Source organism: Holdemania sp. 1001302B_160321_E10 (assembly GCF_015552275.1).
GTDB lineage: Bacteria > Bacillota_I > Bacilli_A > Erysipelotrichales > Erysipelotrichaceae > Holdemania.
Map to the genome: position 1 here is coordinate 1 of NZ_JADNEM010000049.1, position 13184 is coordinate 13184.

Here is a 13184-nt window from a genome sequence, read left to right on the forward strand (position 1 = left end):
CAACCTTCAGGCTACCAACATTGACACAAAACAAAAACCGCTATTCAGCGGTTCGGATAACTTTACTATGGTGGAGCATAACGGGATCGAACCGTTGACCTCCTGCGTGCAAAGCAGGCGCTCTCCCAGCTGAGCTAATACCCCATGTATATTTAAATTCGATGGTGGGCCTGAATGGACTTGAACCAACGACCTCACCCTTATCAGGGGTGCGCTCTAACCACCTGAGCTACAGGCCCAATTAACTGTTTCCCATCGAATGCTTAATAAATATACCACGGAGAAAATAAAGTGTCAACAACTTTTTAAAATTTTTTGTTTTTTTTTACATACAATTTTTTTGCAAGACAAAATGCAGGCAGCCCCTTCCATTCAATCTCACAAAAGACAGGCAGACGCGCTATTCCAGAATCTTAACGAAATCGTCGATTCCCTGAAAAATCGCATACGCGATTTCATCCAGATGTTCCTCTTTTTGCAGCGCAGTCAAATCCTGACCGTTGGATAAAAATCCAATCTCGGCCAGAATTCCCAGCGATGTCGTCTGTTTCAAGATGAAGATATTTCCGGTTTTGGGCTGAAACTTGGAGTTCGTCACCGGCCGCAGCCGTTCCAGAACAGCGGCGGCCAGCTGATGCGAATTTTCATTGCCCTGCTGATAATACACCTCTGCGCCATGTACCCGGCTGTCCAGCGAGATGTTGCAATGAATGCTGACAAACAACGTGACCTGCGGCTGATTCATAATTTCAACCCGTCTTTTTAAATCCTCCCGCTTGACATTCTTCGCATCGGCGGGCGCCAGATCAACATCCTCCTCACGAATCATGATGACCTCCGCGCCTGCCCCCTCCAATAGCCGCTGCAATTTCTTCGCCGTCTTCAAATTAATCTCATCTTCGTCAATCGCCTGACTCCGTGCTCCCGGATCCTTTCCCCCATGTCCCGCATCGATCACGATTGTCATTCCGTTTAAACGCGTATCCGACATGACTGTGATCGCGCGGCTGAACGCCCGCATCACCAGAGCGGCGATCAACAGGACAATCAAGCTCCCTGTTGCCCAGCATTTTCGTTTTAATCGTTTCATCGCTTCATTGTATGAAAAAAGCAGCGGTTCTATGCCGCTGCCCCTGACTTCGCTTTGCTTAACAGAATAAAGCTCAAGACCAGACATCCGCCTTCGCTCACCGTCGGCGTCAGCCAGATTCCCAACGCTCCGAAAACCGACGACATCGCAAGCAGACTGATCAGGATTACGACAATCCCCCGGGCCAGCGACAAGGTCAGCGCCGCTTTCGGTTTCGCCAGCGCGACGAAGAATCCCGAAGTCAGCACATTATACCCCATAATCAGAAAACAAAAGGAATACAGGCGGAACGCCGCTACCGTACTGCCAAACAATGCCGTTTCCTGCGGCTGGATGAAAACCGAAACGATCTGCGGCGTAAAAATCCAGCAGCCGCCAAAGCACAGCGCCGAAGTCAGCGCGACCGCTGTCAGGCCATAACGATAGACCAATTTGATCGTTTTCGAATCCTGCTGCCCCAGCGCATAGCTGACCAACGGCTGACAACCCTGCGCAATACCCACAAACGCCATTAAGACCAGATTGTAAACATACGTCATGACCGTGTAGCTGACCACGCCCGAGGTTCCAATCACCGTCAGAATCTGATGATTAAACGCAAACACAATCACTCCGGCCGACAATTCTGTAATGCAGTCGGCGATGCCGATCGGAACAATCCGCCGATACTGCGACAGCTCCAGCGAAAACCGGGTGAAATGAAAATGCGTTTTCCGGCTGAACAGGAAATGACTGAAAAAAACCAGGAAGGTCAGCAGCTGCGAGATCCCGGTCGCCCAGGCCGCTCCCGCCAGCCCCCAATGGAAGCCAAAGACAAACAATGCGTCCAGCACAATGTTCGTCACCGCGCCCAGCAGCACGCCGAAGGTGGATAACTGCGGAAAACCATCCGCCTTGATCAACACTTCAAACGAATAGGAAACGATGAAGAAAAAGCCAAAGCCGCCGATGATCCGGAGATATTCCGTTACATAGCTCAACGTATCGCTGCCCGCTCCCAGAAAGATCGCCAATGGTTTGGCGAAAAAGACACAGCCTGCCGAGATCAATAACGCCAGGACCGACAGCACAGCCGTGTTCATCGTAAACAGCTCGTTCGCCCGCTCCGTTCGCCCCGCGCCTCGATGGATTGAAATCAACGTCGACGCGCCGATCGACAACAGCAGGGAAAAAGCAAACATGAAATTGATAAACGGCATCGCCAGATTGACAGCCGCCAATGCCGTTTCTCCTGCGTAGTTGGCAATAAAGATGCCGTCTACCATCGTATATAAATTAAATACCAGCATCGACGCCATCGACGGCAGGACAAAACGTATAAATTTTCGTTTTAAACTCATAATTCCTCCTTCCTGAACCAGTATAAACCTTGGTATAATACCAGAGTCAAGAGGTGAAGGAATGAAAAACCTGTATCAGATCCAGGAAATTTGCCGACTCTATCATATTGGAGCCGATTCCCTGCGCTATTACGAGAAAATCGGATTGATTCAGCCGCAGCGCAGCGCAGGCAATTACCGGCTGTATTCGCTCAGCGATATCTGGCGGCTGAACGTTATCCGCGATTTACTAAAGCTGGGATTCAGCACAGGACAGATTAAAACCTACCTGGACGCCCGCTCCGTAGCGACGACCCGCAGCCTGCTGGGCGAAAAAGAAGCCATTCTGCGGCAGAGAATCAAGGAGATGGAGAAAGACCTCCAGGATGTACAAAAGCGCCGCCAGAGCCTCGAGGAGGCGCTCAGCGAGCCGATGAATCAGGTTTGCCGGCGGACATTGGAAAAACGACGATGTCTGCTTCTCAAAGAAAAGATTGAGCGTGACGAGGATATTGATTTCCTGCTGACCAAACTTTCCGGACGGCTGGAGGAACAACTCTCCATTCTCGGCAACGGCGATACGGGTTCAATTCTGGAGCTGCAGCCTGACGGCTCAGTCCGCTGCACGTCCGTCTTCATCTGCACAGAGGATGAATCGTATGATTTCATTCTGGAAGCAGGCGATTATCTCACGCTGACCTATAGCGGGCGCTATGATACCCACGACGAGCATCTGCGTCTTTTACAAGAAACAATCGAGAAACAAAACCTGAAGCCAGCGGGAAATTTCCTTGAATTTTTACTGATCGACGTTCATGAAACCCAGCGTTACGAAGAATACGTAACCCAGCTTCAGGTGCAGGTCATTCCTGCCTGATCGTCTCCCTTAATTGAAAGGCACCCTTCTACTGCGAAAGTGCCTTTTAAATCATTGGGTTCAGAACTTTACGATTTCCAGAAATCGTTCCGGCATTTGTTAAACCTCAGATGAAATTCCAATCTGGATGACGAAATCGCTTATCCGGCGGCGGAAACCTTGCCCTGATTCAAGACAACATCCGCTTTCTTTTCCAACTCGTCTGCATCCGTTAAATAAGCATGACTGAGACGTTAAACTCCGCGTCAAATTCATAGACCAGCGGCGCAGCGGTCGGGATCGTTACTTCCATGATTTCTTCCGCGCTCAGCTGATCAAAATAGTTGACCAGCGCTCTTAAAGAATTGCCATGCGCGACGATCAGCACTTTGTTTCCCGCCAGCATTTTCGGTTTGATCACGGCTTCAAAATAAGGGACGACGCGTTTGATCGTCGTTTCCAGACTTTCGCCATCCGGCAGCAGAGCCGGATCCACCCGCCGATACATCGTCTGCCTAAGCGCACTGCGCGGATCCCCGGCAGGCAGGACTGGCGGCAGGACGGCATATGCACGGCGCCACAGCTTCACCTGTTCCTCACCGTACTTCGCCGCTGTTTCCGCTTTATTCAACCCCTGCAGAGCGCCGTAATGCCGTTCATTCAATTTCCAGCTTTTGATCACCGGCAGCCAGCTGCGATCCATCGCATCCAACATGTGATCCAGGGTATGAATGGCCCGCTTTAAAACTGACGTGTAACAGAGATCAAAATCAAATCCCTGATCTTTCAAAATCCGGCCAGCCTGTTCAGCTTCCTGACGTCCAGTTTCACTTAAATCGACGTCTGTCCATCCGGTAAACAGGTTCAGCTTATTCCACTCACTTTCGCCATGACGAACCAGGACCAGTTTCATAGCTATCCTTCTCTCTTAGTGTTAGTTAATTCTAACTTTCATTTTAATTCTATTTCTCCTCTCATGGAATGTCAACGAAAACGACCGACGTCTCAAATCCTTTGAAGAAAAAGAAGAAATTCCGAAACAGAATTTCCCTTTGGCCACAATTTTTTTGATCGGCGTTCTTCATTCTTTCCATAGTTTATGCAATGCAATCAAAATGGATCTAACCCCTGTTTTCAAATTTATCCTCGTTTCAACACGCCGTTCACTTGCCTTCTCATTCATGGCCGCGGACATCGTTTCTCTCACACCCATTTTCAGAACGAGGTCTCCTTGAGCAATCATCCCCTGGTGTATTTCGATGATAAGCCTCCTGCCTCTCTCTGTCAGAGTCTGCCGCTTGTCCGCAGATGCCGTTTCCTTGCTTTGCCGACGACTCAGTGTGTCCATTTTCTACATCTCCCGCGTCAGTTCTTGCCTGCCGCCTCACGAAAGAGCGGCAGCTCTTTTTTCAAACAGTCATGATCAGGCAGTGACCCATCCTCTGTTCCACCTTTGAAAATCAGACGAAAGGAATTTTTCCTGAATCAAATTCCATCAGGTTTGATCAAAAGTAAAAGCCCGGAAAATTTTGCTTTTCCGGACTCTTTGAACCATTTTGAGAATAAAGCTTAACGCTTGCTGAACTGCGGAGCGCGGCGAGCGGCCTTTAAGCCATACTTCTTCCGTTCCTTAGCGCGGCTGTCACGAGTCAGGAAACCCGCAGCCTTCAGCTTCGGACGGTAATCGCTGGAAGCTTCCAGCAGTGCCCGTGCGATACCGTGACGCATAGCGCCTGCCTGGCCGGTGAATCCACCGCCGCAGACATTGATCTTGATGTCAAACTGACCCAGAGTTTCTGTCAGTTCCAACGGGGAACGGACAACCATGCGCAGAGTTTCTTCCGGCAGGTATTCCTCCAAAGTCTTTCCATTGATGCTCATTGCACCTGTGCCCGGGGTCATGAAGACGCGGGCAACAGCTGTTTTACGACGGCCTGTGCCGATATACGTTACGTTTGATTTCTTTTTCGCTGCCATTAGTCTTTCTCCTTACTAACCCTTGATTTTCAGCTCAACAGGTTTCTGAGCCTGATGCGGATGCTCGCTGCCCGTGTAAACGAACAGATGCGTGCGCATAACATCACCTAACTTCGTGTGCGGAAGCATACCTTTGATGGCCTTTTCGACCCATTCAACCGTATACTGTTCCCGCATCACGCGCGTTGTGCGGACACGCAGTCCACCTGGATGCATAGAATGGCTGAAGTAGCTCTTCTTGTTATCCTGATCGCCTGTGATTTCGATCTTGTCAGCATTGATCACGATGACATAATCACCGCAGTCAACATTTGGTGTATAAGTAGGTTTGTGCTTTCCACGCAGAACCGTTGCGACTTCGCTCGCAAGCCGTCCCAGTGTTAATCCTTGTCCGTCAACGACGTACCACTGACGTACAACTTCATTTGGTTTTGCCATAGTTGTCTGGCGCATAATTTAATTCCTCCTAACCAAGTGTAGTTTCCGGGGCTACATTTGGCATAAGTTGCCGAGTATTATTCTAAACTCCCGGCTCCTTTTCGTCAACTGTTTTTTAGCCTTTTTACCGTTTATTTACATACTTTTCCCTATTTGGAAGATTTCCACAGCTCTCCGTGTGCCATTTTGCCCGAAAACGGGAAAAGCGGCTGTTCCTGCCGCCTTCCTCATCAATACATGTTTTATGAAAATTCAAGGTTATCGGAAAGGTTATCGAAATTGAATCTCCGTATCCCCCATGGCATTATCCACCTTCAGATGATGCGTTCCAGAAGTATCCTTCCAGGAATTCGACAGATTCTGATCATAGTACGCCTCGCCGATTCCGAGACTGCCCATGGCGTTCTCCGCTTCAATCCGATAATCCGAGCGGCTTCCGTTGAGCGTCAGCATCGCATCGCCCAGCGCCACGTCAAACTTGCAGCGCCCCTGCAGCGTCCCGGTGAAATCGACGTCACCCAGCGCCATCTCAAATTCAGAATCCACAAAATCCAGATCTTCGACGATCAAATCGCCCAACGCCAGTTCCACTTCGGAATTGGCCAACGTCACGCCGCTGCCAACATAAATGGTAATCCAGCTGTGATCATGACTCAAATTGCAGTTATTGATATGATCCGGATGTTCCAGTTCCACTTTCAGAATGCCCTTTTCAACCTTTGCCTTAATGCTCTGGCAATTCCGGTAATTGATTTCCACGCGGGTCTGAGGACCATCGTTGCGCATCAGCGTGACATCGCCCAAATCGCTTTCGACGTCGATGCCTGTGATATCGGAAAAAGTCTCGTCGTACGTCTGATAATTTCCATCACCATCCCCCATGCCCCTGCCATGCCAGTTATGTGTTTCATAATCCTCATCCTCGTCGTGATGCTGCCGGTTCATATGTCCCTGACCCATTCCCATCCAATGATCCCCAACGCGGATGCCGACGCCGTTTTCCAGCTGATCGACGTCAATTCCCAAATCCTGTGAGGTTAAAGCGGTCTTCCCGGTGATCAGCGAGATCGTTAAGATCAGAATCAACCCGGCTGCGCCCATACCGGCCGCAATTTTCAAAACTGTCTTCATACCTGATTTCTCCTTTCACGAATCCATTCCACGCCTTCCTGCGCCTTCTCTTTCGCCCATGGCCAGACCTTTTTCACCAGCGCGATCAAACCGCACAGGCAAACCAGAAACAAGGCCGCGCAAATTAACATGCCACCCAAGGCCAGTCCCGCTGAAGCCCAGGAAACAAAGATCATCCTGACGGCACTCACCAGCAGCGAACCAGCCAGCCCGAAAAATAAGAACAGCAGCAGAAGAATGACCATAAACGGTAAAAACAGAAGGAATCCGAAAATGATCAGTAAAATGACAATCACGATCGCCAGCGGCACCCAGATCGGACTGGCAACCAGTGCCAGGCACAGGATCAGCGGCCACGGCCATTTCTTAGCTTCCTGCTGATCGGCATTGATCCGGCTGTTGTAGCTGCTGCGGATCCCTTTCGCAAACGCCTCCGGCGAGCCCAGATCGCGGACTGCCTGCTCGAACTGATCTTCGCCCGCTTCGTCAAAATATTCCTCACAATACCGCATCGCGCTTTCCTGCTCTTCCCGCGGCAGTCCTTCCAGCGCTTCTTTCAGCCGATGCAGATAAATCTGTCTAGTCATCAAGATTTCCTCCCTCTAAAATCGTCGTTATCTTCCGGGAAAAATACACCCACTCCCGCTTATATTCTTTGTTTTTCTCCAGACCTTCGTCTGTCAGCCGGTAATATCTTCGATTTCTGCCCATTACCGCCACGTCGTAGGTTTCCAATAATTCTTCTTTCTGGAGCCTTCGCAAGACCGGATACAAGGTCGATTCCGAGACCCCCAGCGTTTCCTTGATCTGCTGGGTCAGACGATAACCATAAGTATCCTCCTTCGCCAGGATCGCTAAAACACACGCATCCAGCAGGACCGAACCAATCTGAAATGTCATGGTATCTCCTCCTTGTATAATATTATATGTCGTATAATATTATATGTCAACTAGAGTATAAATCGAATTGATTTCGTCCATACTAAGATCAGGTGATAAACATGGAACTTTCTGAACACAGACATATTTTATATTTCAGCGAACAGCCGATCATTCTGATGGAAGAACTTCTGAAAATCAAAAACATCGGTTTTACCCATATTCCTACGGGAATTCCTGAAACCGCACTTACGCAGGCTCAGCAGCATTATATCGCGCTGAAGGCTTCGCCGTTTGTGGAAAACTCTGGAATTGGATTTATCTTATTCGGTTCCGCCTGCGATCTGGCGCTGCCTCTGCAGCAGCTGTGCGAGGTTAAGATGCTGCTGGTCAATCCGCTGCGGCACGATTATTTTCCCGCGAGGATCAGCGTCATCGAAGCCAGCGAGGAAGAATCGATGTTCATGCAGATCAAGGCGAAGCTGGAAAATATCGTATAGGCAAGCTTTGTCTGAGCTCCTTTTGCAGCTTTGACATCCTCCGCATAACACGTGGCGTCCACTGCGTAAACAAAAAAAACTGATCCTTCTCAATCAGTTTTTTTAATTTATGACAAAGCCCTTTTTATTTATCCTGTCCGCAACTTTGGGCCAGAGCGTCCTGTGAAGATCCACGGGATGAAGAATAATAGACCTCAACCAACGTCAATCCCTGCGGTTTGGCATTGAAATGGCAGATCTGTTTATCCCGGGCCAGCAGCATCTTCTGCACTTCCTGCGGCGTCAGCCGGCCGCGCCCAACTTCAATCAACGTTCCCGTCAGCATCCGCACCATATACCGCATGAAACCATTGCCTTCGTAAATCAATCGCAGCTGATCCCCGTCTTCAACCAGCTCCAGACGCGTGATCGTCCGCACCTGATCCGGCGTTTCCGTCCGGGAATTGGCGCAGAAGGAGGAGAAATCATGTTCGCCGATCAGATAAGCCGCCCCCTCGCGCATGGTCTGAACATTTAAAGCCCATGGCGATTGGAAGGCATAACGGCGGGTAAATACGTTCGCATCGCCCAGTTGGATTCGGTATTCATACCGTTTCCCAATCGCGTCAAACCGGGCATGAAAATGCGGGTCAACAGTTTCGATGGAACGAATGTGGATATCTTTCGGCAGATGGCCATTGATTGCCCGCTTCCATTGGAAAGCGTTGAGTGAGAAATCGACGTCAAAATGGAAAACCTGTCCCCAGGCATGGACCTGGGCGTCCGTTCGACCGGATCCCGTGATGGATAGGGGCTGCCGGCAAATGGCGCTGATCGCATCCTGAATTGTCTGTTGAATCGTCGCTCCGCGCTCGGCCGGCTGAATCTGCCATCCGGCATAATCAAAGCCATCGTAGCTGACGACCGCTTTAAACCGCTGTCTCATGCCAGCCACAGAACAAGCATGGTTGCCAATAACGCGGCAGCTCCTGCCAGCAGCAGATAATCCCGACCTTCCATCTTTAAGATCTTATATCGCGTCCGCGTCCGTCCCGGGCAATAGCCGCGGGCTTCCATCGCGTTCGCCAGTTCCTCTGCCCGCTGAAACGCCGACACGAACAACGGCACGATCAGTGATAAGACCGCCATGATCTTTTCTTTCAGCTTGCCCTCTTTCAAATCCACGCCGCGGCTGGCCTGAGCGCGCATGATCCGCTGCGTTTCCTCGATCAACGTTGGAATGAACCGCAAAGCGATGGAAATCATCATTGCAATCTCATGCGACGGCAGGTGAAACCGCTGAAATGGCTGAAGCAAATCTTCAATCCCCAACGTCAGATCCAGCGGTTTGGTCGTTGCGGTTAACACCGTCGTGATGATGATCATCAGCATTAACCGGATTGCGATATATAACGTCTGGAATACCGCGTCGCTGTAAATCGTGAAGCCCAAAATCGTAATCAACGGCGCGCCGGTGCGCAGCACGAGAATGTTGACGATCAGCAGAAACAGCAGCATGAACAACATGGGCTTCATCGACCGCCAGACAAAGTTCAGGCTCAGCTTCGCGATCAGTACGACCGCGACGGCGCAGACAGCGATGATCGCATAGCCTGAGAAGCCGGCCGGGAAAAAGATCGCGATCAGCACGATCAGCATCGCCATGATCTTCGCCCGCGGATCCATGCGGTGGATTGGGGAGTTAAGCGGCATGTATTTGCCTAACGCAAAGTTATTCATTTCAGCTTCACCTCCCGCAGGATTTCCTTCGCCAGGGAGGGAATATCCATGATGTCTTCAGACAGGTGAAAGCCGCGTTGATTCAGCATCTCGCGGGTACGGATGATCGCCGGCGGCAGGATGTTTAACTGCTTTAACAGATCCGTTTTGCGGAAAAATTCATGAACCGACGTTTTCTGCAGAATTTCGCCATGATTCACAACGACGACATTGTCGCAATAATTGAGAACGTGTTCCATATCGTGCGTCACGATCAGCACGGTTTTGTTCATCTGCTTGTTGAGATTCATAAACAGATGCATCATCGACTGAGCACCCTGCGGATCCAGGCCGGCCGTCGGTTCATCCAGCACCAGCACCTGCGGATCCATCGCCAGAATGCCCGCGATCGCCACGCGGCGTTTCTGTCCACCGGATAAATCCAACGGCGAGCGTTCCAGCATCGTTTCATCCAAACCGACAACCTTGATGACCTCGCGGGCCCGGCGCACCGCTTCTTCTTCGCTGGCGCCGAAGTTTTTCGGTCCAAAAGCGATGTCCTTCAGAATTGTTTCTTCAAACAACTGATATTCCGGAAACTGAAAGACCAGTCCGACATCCTTGCGCAAGCTTTTCAAGTGCTCCGGCTTCTGCTGAGCGCTGATCGTCCTTCCCAGAATTTCAAGCTTCCCCGCGGTCGGAAGCAGCAGCGCGTTGAGATGCTGCACCAGCGTCGTCTTGCCGCTGCCGGTCTTGCCGATAATCGCCGTGACCTTGCCTTCCTCAATTTCCAGATCCACATCTTTCAATGCGGCGTAGGCAAACGGCGTCCCACTGGAGTATGTATAGCTTAGTTTTTCAAATCGAATTGACACAGTTGATTCACCAGCCCTTCAATCGTAATCTCCGGCTTCATCGTTAAGCCGTTTTTCTTTAACTGCTGCTGCAGCTTGATGCTGAACGGAATATCCAGATGCAGGCGAATCAGTTCTTTATCCCGCAGCAGGATTTCCTCCGGCGTGCCTTCCATCTTAATCTCGCCCTGATCCATCACCAGCACATGATCGCTCTTGGCGACTTCCTCAATGTCATGGGTGATCGAGATGATAGTCAGCTGGGTTTCGGCATGCAGCTGGCGGATCACGCGGTTAATTTCATCTTTCCCCTGCGGATCGAGCATACTTGTCGACTCATCAAAAATGATCATTTCCGGCGCCATTGCGAGCACCCCGGCGATGGCGACACGCTGTTTCTGGCCTCCGGACAAGCGGGTTGGCTCGCTTTCCAGATAATCGGTCATATTGACCTTTTCTGCGAATTCCGTAATGATGGCGTCCATTTTTTCCTGCGCCACGCAATGGTTTTCCAAACCAAATGCGATATCGTCCCGCACCGTGGAACCGATGAACTGGTTATCCGGGTTCTGGAACACAATTCCCACCCGGCTGCGGATTTCCATCAGATTTTCCTCGTTTAAAGGCAGATTGTCGATCAGGATCTCGCCCTCATCTTTTTCCAGCAGCCCGATCAGCAGCTTGGCGATCGTCGACTTGCCGCTGCCGTTGTGACCGATAATCGTTGTATAACTTCCTTTCTCAATGGCGAAGGAAACATGACGCACGGCATGCGTCGCTTCGTCATAGGAAAAGCTCAGATTTTTAACTTCCAGCTGTTTCATAGTTCTCACCTCAAAGTGTTTTAATTATACAACAGATGAACTCGTTTTAAAACAATAAAGAACCCCTTATGGGAAAGGGATTTTTCAGGTCTTGACAAAGCGTTGAATTTGTTTAGCGATCTGCGGTCGATGACACCGCTTTCGCTGATTTCAGCCTTGGACATGCCCGCGAGAACCGCGGTCGGAAAAAAGAAAAAGTCCGCGCCGCCGAAGCGGAAGCCGACTTGTTTCCATTTTATTTCGATTCCAGACGATACGCGTGATACTGACCGTTCAGGCAGCAGACCTGGTTGGAAACGTTCAGAATATCGCTTAAGATTTTTCCTTTTTCCACAAGCAGATCCTTGCTGATCGTAAGCGACTGATCGCCGTCCGCTTCGTTGATCTGATAGTCATGTTCCTTGATAATTCGAACGAAGGTGATCAGATCCTCCACCGCCGGGAAGCTGATATCGTGATAGATCGTCACCAGTGAACCTTCCGGATAGTTCTGATCAAAATCCAGCTGTTCTTTCAGGCAGGCTGAAATGAAAGCCGGCTTTAAATAGGGATACATCAGATTGATTTCCTGTACTTCGCGGGAATACTGCGGCTCTTCTTCAGCCTTTTCTTCAGAGGCCGCTTCCGGTTCTGTTTCAGCCGGTTCTTCTTTCTGCGGCTGCAGCGTTGTTTCTTCTTCGTCGCTGCTCAGTGTAATAATCGTTTTTTCTTCGTCTTTTTTATTGGCTGCTTTACTTAACAAATAGGCGGCACCGCCAGCGGCTGCCAACAAGCCGAATAATAATCCTTTTTTCATCGTTGTCACCGATCCTTTTCTTTATTCTATCATATTTCATCAGGTTTTAAACTATTTTCTTAATAAGCCCACGACGGCGACACCATCGCCGACCTCCGGATAGAACTGCGTGAGGCAGTCGGGATCATGCATCAGGGTTTCCCGAAACCGCCGCAGTTTTTTAATCATTTGCCGGGTGCCTTTGTTTTCAGTCAGGGACGGATCTTCGACCATTCCATGAAAGTTCAGATTATCAAAGACAAAGACGCCGCCCTTGGCAAGATTACCGCGGAATTGTTCCATATAGCGGGGATATTGCGCCTTCGCGGCGTCAACAAAAATCAGATCATAGAGCCGGTCGGTCTGAAACTTTGCGATATCCATTGCGAACACATGGATCTGAGTATCCAGCCGTTCCGCCGCAATGTTGGCAATCGCCAGCTGTGCGCGCTCGGGATCATTTTCCAAAGTGTCAATTTGAATCAACGTTGAGAGCTTCGCCATCCGGATTGCCGAATAACCGATTGCAGTGCCCAATTCCAGAATTCGGGTATAGGCTTGATTGCGAATGAGTTCCAGAATGAATTCAATACCGGTTTTCATCATAATCGGCACATGGTTTTCCTGAGCGTAAATCTCCAAATCATTAATGGACGGCATTGAATTTCCCCCTTTTTATCCTTTTTTATTCATACGCGCTATTTCCACAGGATAAGCATGACTTTATCTTTGGGCATCCCCTCATCTTTCTGACGGGGTTGATAAGAAAAAAGGCTCCCTGAGAAAGGGAACCGGAGAACCTGGCAACGAGCTACGTTCACTATGGCAGGCATAGCTATTCTC

Annotated in this window: 16 protein-coding genes, 2 tRNA genes and 1 pseudogene; 2 read left to right on the forward strand and 17 right to left on the reverse strand. The window is 50.0% G+C overall.

Features of this window, described 5'->3' with window-relative positions; genetic code table 11:
* Positions 1–68: 68 nt before the first annotated feature.
* From I2D94_RS17160 to I2D94_RS17175, 4 genes are all read right to left on the reverse strand, one after another.
* Positions 69–144 (reverse strand) — tRNA-Ala (locus I2D94_RS17160).
* A gap of 18 nt (positions 145–162) precedes the next feature.
* A tRNA-Ile gene (locus I2D94_RS17165) sits at positions 163–239 on the reverse strand.
* 161 nt (positions 240–400) lie between these two features.
* Positions 401–1177, reverse strand: a complete 777-nt coding sequence (locus tag I2D94_RS17170) for an N-acetylmuramoyl-L-alanine amidase (RefSeq protein ID WP_083538465.1) — start codon at positions 1175–1177, stop codon at positions 401–403.
* Complete coding sequence (locus I2D94_RS17175) at positions 1120–2430, reverse strand: MATE family efflux transporter (protein WP_229056943.1); 1311 nt, start codon at positions 2428–2430, stop codon at positions 1120–1122. Before I2D94_RS17175 ends, I2D94_RS17170 begins: the two co-directional genes overlap by 58 nt.
* 61 nt (positions 2431–2491) lie before the next feature.
* On the opposite strand from I2D94_RS17175, the gene I2D94_RS17180 reads away from it, so the two are divergent.
* Positions 2492–3286, forward strand: a complete 795-nt coding sequence (locus I2D94_RS17180; protein WP_195397779.1) for a MerR family transcriptional regulator — start codon at positions 2492–2494, stop codon at positions 3284–3286.
* Positions 3287–3426: 140 nt separating this feature from the next.
* On the opposite strand, the pseudogene gpmA reads toward I2D94_RS17180, so the two are convergent.
* The 7 genes and pseudogenes from gpmA to I2D94_RS17215 all read right to left on the reverse strand — a co-directional run bounded on the left by gpmA (position 3427) and on the right by I2D94_RS17215 (position 7711).
* Positions 3427–4178, reverse strand: a pseudogene (gene gpmA / locus I2D94_RS17185) (2,3-diphosphoglycerate-dependent phosphoglycerate mutase).
* Positions 4179–4346: 168 nt separating this feature from the next.
* A complete protein-coding gene (locus I2D94_RS17190; protein WP_195397781.1) occupies positions 4347–4613 on the reverse strand; it encodes a hypothetical protein in 267 nt (88 codons plus the stop codon).
* 221 nt (positions 4614–4834) lie between these two features.
* Positions 4835–5242, reverse strand: coding sequence for a 30S ribosomal protein S9 (gene rpsI / locus I2D94_RS17195; protein WP_006059536.1), 408 nt, complete (start codon positions 5240–5242; stop codon positions 4835–4837).
* 15 nt (positions 5243–5257) lie between these two features.
* Positions 5258–5695 carry a 50S ribosomal protein L13 gene (gene rplM, locus I2D94_RS17200; RefSeq protein ID WP_006059537.1) on the reverse strand — a complete coding sequence of 146 codons (438 nt, stop codon included), beginning with the start codon at positions 5693–5695 and terminating at the stop codon, positions 5258–5260.
* A 255-nt stretch (positions 5696–5950) separates the two neighbouring features.
* Positions 5951–6811, reverse strand: coding sequence for a DUF4097 family beta strand repeat-containing protein (locus I2D94_RS17205; RefSeq protein ID WP_195397782.1), 861 nt, complete (start codon positions 6809–6811; stop codon positions 5951–5953).
* Positions 6808–7398, reverse strand: coding sequence for a DUF1700 domain-containing protein (locus I2D94_RS17210; protein ID WP_195397783.1), 591 nt, complete (start codon positions 7396–7398; stop codon positions 6808–6810). The genes I2D94_RS17205 and I2D94_RS17210 overlap by 4 nt, the downstream gene beginning before the upstream one ends.
* Positions 7391–7711 carry a PadR family transcriptional regulator gene (locus I2D94_RS17215; RefSeq protein WP_072683951.1) on the reverse strand — a complete coding sequence of 107 codons (321 nt, stop codon included), beginning with the start codon at positions 7709–7711 and terminating at the stop codon, positions 7391–7393. Before I2D94_RS17215 ends, I2D94_RS17210 begins: the two co-directional genes overlap by 8 nt.
* Positions 7712–7812: 101 nt before the next feature.
* Between I2D94_RS17215 and I2D94_RS17220 the strand changes: the two genes are divergently transcribed.
* Positions 7813–8190 (forward strand): hypothetical protein, encoded by a 378-nt coding sequence (locus tag I2D94_RS17220; RefSeq protein WP_195397784.1) that lies wholly within the window; start codon positions 7813–7815, stop codon positions 8188–8190.
* A 124-nt stretch (positions 8191–8314) separates the two neighbouring features.
* Here the strand turns inward: I2D94_RS17220 and truA are convergent, their stop codons facing one another.
* The 6 genes from truA to I2D94_RS17250 form a co-directional block, all read right to left on the reverse strand.
* Positions 8315–9115 carry a tRNA pseudouridine(38-40) synthase TruA gene (truA, locus tag I2D94_RS17225; RefSeq protein ID WP_195397785.1) on the reverse strand — a complete coding sequence of 267 codons (801 nt, stop codon included), beginning with the start codon at positions 9113–9115 and terminating at the stop codon, positions 8315–8317.
* Positions 9112–9909 carry an energy-coupling factor transporter transmembrane protein EcfT gene (locus I2D94_RS17230; RefSeq protein ID WP_195397786.1) on the reverse strand — a complete coding sequence of 266 codons (798 nt, stop codon included), beginning with the start codon at positions 9907–9909 and terminating at the stop codon, positions 9112–9114. The genes truA and I2D94_RS17230 overlap by 4 nt, the downstream gene beginning before the upstream one ends.
* Positions 9906–10763, reverse strand: a complete 858-nt coding sequence (locus I2D94_RS17235) for an energy-coupling factor transporter ATPase (RefSeq protein ID WP_195397787.1) — start codon at positions 10761–10763, stop codon at positions 9906–9908. The genes I2D94_RS17230 and I2D94_RS17235 overlap by 4 nt, the downstream gene beginning before the upstream one ends.
* Entirely contained in the window at positions 10739–11566 is an 828-nt protein-coding gene (locus tag I2D94_RS17240; RefSeq protein WP_072683956.1) for an energy-coupling factor transporter ATPase, read from the reverse strand. The genes I2D94_RS17235 and I2D94_RS17240 overlap by 25 nt, the downstream gene beginning before the upstream one ends.
* Positions 11567–11801: 235 nt before the next feature.
* Positions 11802–12362: a hypothetical protein gene (locus I2D94_RS17245; RefSeq protein WP_195397788.1), complete on the reverse strand. Its 561-nt coding sequence runs from the start codon at positions 12360–12362 to the stop codon at positions 11802–11804.
* Between the two features lie 51 nt (positions 12363–12413).
* Complete coding sequence (locus I2D94_RS17250) at positions 12414–13001, reverse strand: O-methyltransferase (protein WP_072683958.1); 588 nt, start codon at positions 12999–13001, stop codon at positions 12414–12416.
* Between the last annotated feature and the right edge of the window lie 183 nt (positions 13002–13184).

What these genes read in the sequence shown, in the direction of transcription:
- I2D94_RS17170 (WP_083538465.1), bottom strand. Translation starts at nt 1,177, where the DNA reads ATGTCTGGTCTTGAGCTTTATTCTGTTAAGCAAAGCGAAGTCAGGGGC.
- I2D94_RS17175 (WP_229056943.1), bottom strand. Translation starts at nt 2,430, where the DNA reads ATGAGTTTAAAACGAAAATTTATACGTTTTGTCCTGCCGTCGATGGCG.
- I2D94_RS17180 (WP_195397779.1), top strand. Translation starts at nt 2,492, where the DNA reads ATGAAAAACCTGTATCAGATCCAGGAAATTTGCCGACTCTATCATATT.
- I2D94_RS17190 (WP_195397781.1), bottom strand. Translation starts at nt 4,613, where the DNA reads ATGGACACACTGAGTCGTCGGCAAAGCAAGGAAACGGCATCTGCGGAC.
- rpsI (WP_006059536.1), bottom strand. Translation starts at nt 5,242, where the DNA reads ATGGCAGCGAAAAAGAAATCAAACGTAACGTATATCGGCACAGGCCGT.
- rplM (WP_006059537.1), bottom strand. Translation starts at nt 5,695, where the DNA reads ATGCGCCAGACAACTATGGCAAAACCAAATGAAGTTGTACGTCAGTGG.
- I2D94_RS17205 (WP_195397782.1), bottom strand. Translation starts at nt 6,811, where the DNA reads ATGAAGACAGTTTTGAAAATTGCGGCCGGTATGGGCGCAGCCGGGTTG.
- I2D94_RS17210 (WP_195397783.1), bottom strand. Translation starts at nt 7,398, where the DNA reads ATGACTAGACAGATTTATCTGCATCGGCTGAAAGAAGCGCTGGAAGGA.
- I2D94_RS17215 (WP_072683951.1), bottom strand. Translation starts at nt 7,711, where the DNA reads ATGACATTTCAGATTGGTTCGGTCCTGCTGGATGCGTGTGTTTTAGCG.
- I2D94_RS17220 (WP_195397784.1), top strand. Translation starts at nt 7,813, where the DNA reads ATGGAACTTTCTGAACACAGACATATTTTATATTTCAGCGAACAGCCG.
- truA (WP_195397785.1), bottom strand. Translation starts at nt 9,115, where the DNA reads ATGAGACAGCGGTTTAAAGCGGTCGTCAGCTACGATGGCTTTGATTAT.
- I2D94_RS17230 (WP_195397786.1), bottom strand. Translation starts at nt 9,909, where the DNA reads ATGAATAACTTTGCGTTAGGCAAATACATGCCGCTTAACTCCCCAATC.
- I2D94_RS17240 (WP_072683956.1), bottom strand. Translation starts at nt 11,566, where the DNA reads ATGAAACAGCTGGAAGTTAAAAATCTGAGCTTTTCCTATGACGAAGCG.
- I2D94_RS17245 (WP_195397788.1), bottom strand. Translation starts at nt 12,362, where the DNA reads ATGAAAAAAGGATTATTATTCGGCTTGTTGGCAGCCGCTGGCGGTGCC.
- I2D94_RS17250 (WP_072683958.1), bottom strand. Translation starts at nt 13,001, where the DNA reads ATGCCGTCCATTAATGATTTGGAGATTTACGCTCAGGAAAACCATGTG.